This window comes from Roseateles chitinivorans, assembly GCF_002761755.1.
In the GTDB taxonomy this organism is placed as follows: domain Bacteria; phylum Pseudomonadota; class Gammaproteobacteria; order Burkholderiales; family Burkholderiaceae_C; genus Roseateles; species Roseateles chitinivorans.
This window is the reverse complement of record NZ_PEOG01000131.1, coordinates 1-5,739: the sequence shown is the minus strand read 5'-3', so window position 1 is coordinate 5,739 and position 5,739 is coordinate 1. Positions and strand designations below refer to the sequence as shown.

Below are 5,739 nucleotides of genomic sequence, written 5' to 3'. Positions count from 1 at the left end.
GAGCGCGCGCTCTGGTGGCCGGCGGCGCGCACCGTCTTCGTCGCCGACGTGCATCTGGGCAAGGCCGCCAGCTTTCGCGCGCTCGGCCAGCCGGTGCCGGCGGGCACCACGCGGGACAACCTCGACCGGCTGAGCGCGCTGGTCGACAGCGTGCGGGCCGCCCGGCTGGTCGTGCTCGGCGACTTCCTCCACGCCGCGGCCGCGCAGCAGCCCGGCGTGCTGGATCCGGCGCACCGCTGGCGTGAACGCCACGCGGGGCTCGACTGCGTGCTGATCCGCGGCAACCACGACAGCCGCGCCGGGGATCCGCCGGCGTCGCTGCGCTTCGACCTCGCGGACGAACCGCATCGTCTCGGCCCCTTCGCGGCCTGCCACCATCCGCGGCGGGTCGAGCAGGCCTATGTGCTCGCCGGACACCTGCATCCGGCGATGACGCTCCACGGCCGGGCCCATGAGCGACAACGGCTGCCGTGCTTCTGCGAGACAGAGGGGCTCATGGTCCTGCCCGCCTTCGGCGCCTTCACCGGCACGACCGTCGACGGGTTGCCGCCGGGAGCGAGATGCCACGCCGTCGGTGGGGGCGCGGTGTGGCCGGCGCCGTAGCGCGGGCAGGGCGAGGCGCCGAGGCCGAGTCCGAGCCGGGACAGGTCGGCGACGGCTCAGGAGGTGAAGCCGCCGACGTCGGTATGGAAGTCGCCGACCTCGGTCCACTCCCGCAGGTCCGCGGGCACGGCGAACCGCGCGGCCAGCGCCTTCGCCGCTTCCTCGGCGGTCGCGAACGAGTCGCCCCACGGCATGCTGTCGTGCTTCACCCGCCAGCGTCGCGACAGCCGCGGTTTGATGGTGAACGTCCCATCCAGACTCTGGAAGACGTACGAGACGGTGTCGAGATCCATGCTGAGCTCCGGAGCGCCTCCGACCGGACGACCCTAACCCACTGGGCGGCAACTGTCATTCCCGCGTCGCGGATGCGGGGGACGGTCCGGCACTCGCACGGGCGCAGGGCGGTGGGGCGGCGGCGGCATGTCACTTGCCGCATCCTGCGCACCCATGACATACCCCTGGCGATTCTTCCGGGCGGGCGGCGCCGATCAGGCACGCATGGACACCGCCGACGACCTCCTCCATCTCCGCGACCTCGACCAGAAGCGCTGGGTCGCGCTGGCCTGCCCGACGCGGGGCCTTGAATTCGACGAACGCACCCTGGACCTGATCGACCTCGATCGGGACGGCCGCATCCGGGCGCCGGAGCTGATCGCCGCCTGCGAATGGGTCGGCGCGCGGCTCAAGGACTGGCAGCCGCTGCTGCGGGGCGATGCACGGCTGGCGTTGGCGTCGCTGTCCGACACCGAGGAGGGCCGCGCGCTCGCCGAGGAACTGCAACGCACGCTCGCGCTGGCGGGGCACACCGCGCAGGCTGCGCCGACCGACATCGGCCTGGAGGAGATCCGGAAGCGCCAGTCGCACCTCGTCGCCGAGCGGCACAACGGCGATGGCATCGTGCCGGTCGCCGCCTTCGAGGATCCGGCCGATCGCGCGCTGGCGCAGGCCATCGCCGACGCGCTGGGCGCGGTCGCCGATGCCGGCGGTGAGCCCGGGATCGACGAGACGCGCATCCAGGCCTTCTTCGACCAGGCCGCCGCGCTGCTGGCCTGGCATGCCGAGGGCGAGGCCGACTGTGCCGGCCGACGCGCCGCGGCGATGGCGGTGCAGGCGGTGCACGACAAGGTGGAGGACTTCTTCGCCCGCTGCCGGCTGGCGAGCTACGACGCGAGCGTCGCCGCGACGCTCAACGCGACCGATCCTGAGCAGCTGAAGCAGCACGCGGCCGGGCTGCTGTCGCTGGAATCGGGACCGCTGAAGCAGTTGCCGGTGGCGCCTGTGATGGCGGGCGGGGCGCTGCCGCTCGACGAGCGCGCGAACCCCGCCTGGCGCGACGCCCTGACCGCGCTGCGCGAGCAGGCCGTGCGGCCGTTGCTCGGAGGCGATGCCGCCGAACTGGACGAGACGGCGTGGCGCGCGCTGAAACGCGAGGTGCAGGCCTGCCGCGAGTGGCTGAAGCGTCAGCCCACCGGGCCGGTGGCCGCGCTCGGCGTCGAGGCGGTGACCGCCCTGGCGGGCGACCAACCCGAGGCGACGCGCGCCCGCCTGCTCGCGCAGGTGGCGGACGACCGCGCGGCCGCACCACGGCATGCGGCGCTGAACGACCTCGAGAAGCTGCTGCTGCTTCAGCGCGGCCTGCTGCGGCTGGCGCGCAATTTCGTCTCGTTCGAGGATTTCTACGAAGGACGCGGCGCGGTCTTCCAGGCCGGCACGCTGTTCGTCGACGGTCGCGCCTGCGAGCTCACCGTGGAGGTCGGCGATCCCGCCCGCCACGCGCCGATCGCGGGCCTGGCCAAGGCCTACCTCGCGTACTGCGAGTGCGTGCGGCTCAACCAGAAGCGCACCATCGTCGCGGTGGTCAGCGCGGGCGATGTCGACTTCCTCTTCGTCGGCCGCAACGGCCTGTTCTACGACCGCGAGGGCCACGATTGGGACGCGCGCATCGTCAAGGTGATCGAGAACCCGATCAGCGTCGGACAGGCCTTCCTGTCGCCTTACAAGAAGCTGGTGCGGCTGGTCGAGGAACAGGTGGCCAAGCGCGCCGCGGCGAGCGATTCGACGCAGCAGGGGCGCCTGGGCCAGTGGGCCGGCCGCATCGCGACGGTGGACCAACCGGCGGCGGCGCCGGCTGGTGCGCCGGGCGCCGCCACGCCGGCCGGTCTGCCGGTGCCGGGGCGGCGCGTCGATGTCGGCACCGTCGCCGCGATCGGCGTGGCGCTGGGCAGCATCAGCACGGTGATCGTCGGCATCTTCGGTCGCTTCGTCGACCTGGGCTGGTGGATCCCGCTCGCGGTGCTGGGCATCGTGCTGTCGATCTCGGGGCCGAGCATGCTGATCGCCTGGCTGAAGCTGCGCCAGCGCAGCCTGGGGCCGATCCTGGATGCCAGCGGATGGGCCATCAACAACCGGATGAAGCTGAGCACACGGCTCGGTGGCTCGCTGACGAAGCGGCCGCAGCCGGTGCCGCAGTCGGTCAGGCTGCCGGAGATCGGCCGGGCCCAGCGCCAGGACGGAACGCCGACGGCGGTGTCCGAGCCCTCGATGTAGGCGGCGACGCGGCTCGTCCGCTCAACCGGCGGCCCTGGGGCACCGCGGCGGATCGCGACGCTGGTGGGCGAGAGTTTCGGCCTCGGGCCTGACGCCCCGACGACGCGATCCGGTCTGCGGATCGCGAGCGGTGCCCTTGCCGCCGATGGCGTGCGGTCAGTCGTCGCGCAAGCGCCGGCCGGGCCTTCGATCGCCTGCGGGATCCCCGTCCTCGTCGCGGGCATGCGGCCGGGTGAACAGCGGCAGCACCGCCAGGATCAGCAGCGCCAGCACCATGCTGAACACCGCCGTGGCCTCGCGCCCCAGGCCGCAGGCGATGCCGATCGCGGCCGTCATCCAGATGCTGGCGGCGGTGGTCAGGCCGTGAACCTGCTCCTCGTCCTTGAGCTTGAGGATGGCCCCGGCGCCCAGGAAGCCGATGCCGGCGATGACACCCTGCAGCACCCGGCTCATGTCGGGCATCGGCATGCCGCCCTGTTGCGGCACCAGCACGAACAGCGCCGCGCCGAGCGAAACCAGCATGTGGGTGCGGATGCCCGCCGCCTTGCCGTGGTGCTCGCGCTCGTAGCCCAGGATGCCGCCCAGCAACGCGGCCAGCAGCAACCGCACCGCGATGCGAGTGATCTGGGCGGCGTCGGGCAGGTCCGAGAACTCGGATCGCAGCGTGTCGAGCACCTCGGTCCAGACGTCGGTGCTCATGGGGGTTCCTTCGCGCAGGAGGGCGAGGCCGGTCGCGTCCCGGCCCGGGCGTCCGATGCCGCCGGGGTCGCACGGGTCGCAGGGGCCGCGGGGACATCGGCTTGGGCGACTGCGGCGGCGTGGGCGGCTCCAGCTTCGGCTTCTGCTTCGGCTTCCGCCGCGTCGAAGTCGTAGCCCTCGGCCGCGTGCAGCTGCCAGGCCCCGCCGCCGGTCAGGCGCAGCACATGCGTGTGATGCCGCAGCACGCCATGGCGGTGGGCGATGCTGACCAGCGTGACGCCGTCGCGGCACAGTCGCTCGTAAAGGCGGCGCTCGTTGCCGCTGTCCAGCGCGCTGGTCGCCTCGTCGAGGATGACCATCCGCGGCTGGCGCACCAGCACGCGGGCGAAGGCGAGCCGCTGCTGCTCGCCCATGGACAGCAGCTTCTCCCAGTCCTGCGTGGCGTCCAGCCCGCCGACGCGGTCGGCGAGCTCCGGCAGCCCGACCTCGTCGAGGATCGCGCGCAGCGCCTCGTCGTCCAGCTCGGTCGCGGTGTCGGGATAGATCATCTGGCTGCGCAGCGTGCCCGGCTGCAGGTAGGGCCGCTGCGGCAGGAAGAAGACGTCCTCCAGCGGCGGATGCTCGATCGTGCCCTCGCCGCAGCGCCACAGGCCGGCGATCGCGCGCAGCAGCGAGCTCTTGCCGCAGCCGCTGACGCCGGTGATCAGCAGGCTCTCGCCGGGCTTCAGCGCGACGTTGAGTTTCTCGACCAGCAGCCGGTCGAACTGCGGCGTGTAGAGCGTCAGGTCGCGCAGCGCGAGCTGGTCCGCATGGTGGGTCATGATGCGTTCGCGCTGGCGCTCGGCGCGCGGCTTGCGCTGGTGCATCACCTCGGACAGCGCGTGCAGGCGGTCGATGCCGGCGACGAAGCGGCTCAGGCTCTCGAAGTTGTCGACGATCAGCGAGACCGCCGTCAGCACCGCGGCGAAGGCGCCGGCCGCCTGGACGGCGGCGCCGACCTCGAGGTCGCCCGACAGCACGCGTTCGGCCAGGATCACGCTGGGCACCACCAGCGTCAGCTGGCTGAAACCGCGCTGGAAGAGGTTGAGCGAGCGCTGCTTGCGGATCAGCTTCCAGTAGTTCTGGTAGACGGACTCGAAGCGGCCCTCGATGTGGGCGCGTTCCTGCGGCTCGCCGCGGTAGAAGGCGATGGATTCGGCGTTCTCGCGCAGCCGCATCAGGCCGAACCGGAAATCGGCCTCGCGGCGCAGCTGCCAGAAGTTCAGCTGGATCAGCGGCGAGCCGAAGACATAGAGCGCGAGGAAAGTGCCGACCGTCGCGTACACCGCCAGGAAGGCGACCAGCACCTTGGACAGCGACCACAGCACCGCGCAGAAGGCCACCAGCTGCATCGCCGAGCCCAGCATCAGCAGCAGGAAGTGGGTGGAGCGGCCGGTGAAGGTGTTGATGTCCTCGGAGATGCGTTGGTCCGGGTTGTCGATGTCGCCGGCCGCGCCGGTGCCGATCTCGTAGTACTTGCGGCCATCGAGGTAGCCGTCGAGGAAACGGCCGGTGAGCCAGCGGCGCCAGTGGTTGGAGAAGGCGTCCCGCATGTAGTAGTAGAAGGCGTACACCGGCACGGCGAAGGCCAGGACGATGAGGCTGTCGCGCACCGCGTCCCAGAAGCGCGAGGGGTTGCGCTCGGCCAGCGCCGAGGTCAGCTCACCGGTCTTGGCATTGAGCAGCACGGCGAGCTGGGTCTCGCACAGCATCAGCACGATCAGGAGCAGCAGCAGGCCCCAGGCCGCCTTGCGCTGGTCGCCGAGCCAATAGGGCTTGGCGATCTGCAGGAACTGGCGCCAGGCGGCCGCGGAGAGACGCGGCGGGCGACGGCGCCGCCGCTTGGGCGTT

5 protein-coding genes are annotated in these 5,739 nt (G+C 71.9%); 2 read left to right on the top strand and 3 right to left on the bottom strand.

Features of this window, described 5'->3' with window-relative positions; translation table 11 throughout:
* Positions 1–603 (top strand): ligase-associated DNA damage response endonuclease PdeM (gene pdeM / locus CS062_RS24730; RefSeq protein WP_099864491.1); only part of this gene is annotated, 603 nt, incomplete at its 5' end.
* A 56-nt stretch (positions 604–659) separates the two neighbouring features.
* Here pdeM and CS062_RS24725 read toward each other — a convergent pair.
* Positions 660–896 (bottom strand): hypothetical protein, encoded by a 237-nt coding sequence (locus CS062_RS24725; RefSeq protein WP_099864490.1) that lies wholly within the window; start codon positions 894–896, stop codon positions 660–662.
* 154 nt (positions 897–1,050) lie between these two features.
* Between CS062_RS24725 and CS062_RS24720 the strand changes: the two genes are divergently transcribed.
* Entirely contained in the window at positions 1,051–3,150 is a 2,100-nt protein-coding gene (locus CS062_RS24720) for a hypothetical protein (RefSeq protein WP_143742512.1), read from the top strand.
* A 156-nt stretch (positions 3,151–3,306) separates the two neighbouring features.
* On the opposite strand, the gene CS062_RS24715 is transcribed toward CS062_RS24720, so the two are convergent.
* Positions 3,307–3,849: an MgtC/SapB family protein gene (locus CS062_RS24715; RefSeq protein WP_099864486.1), complete on the bottom strand. Its 543-nt coding sequence runs from the start codon at positions 3,847–3,849 to the stop codon at positions 3,307–3,309.
* On the bottom strand, positions 3,846–5,739 hold a 1,894-nt coding region (locus CS062_RS24710; protein WP_368372873.1), incomplete at its 5' end, for an ABC transporter ATP-binding protein/permease. The genes CS062_RS24710 and CS062_RS24715, both read right to left, overlap by 4 nt.

Excerpts from the sequence above, each read along its gene's own strand:
- CS062_RS24725 (WP_099864490.1), bottom strand. The coding sequence starts at position 896 with ATGGATCTCGACACCGTCTCGTACGTCTTCCAGAGTCTGGATGGGACG.
- CS062_RS24715 (WP_099864486.1), bottom strand. The coding sequence starts at position 3,849 with ATGAGCACCGACGTCTGGACCGAGGTGCTCGACACGCTGCGATCCGAG.
- CS062_RS24720 (WP_143742512.1), top strand. The coding sequence starts at position 1,051 with ATGACATACCCCTGGCGATTCTTCCGGGCGGGCGGCGCCGATCAGGCA.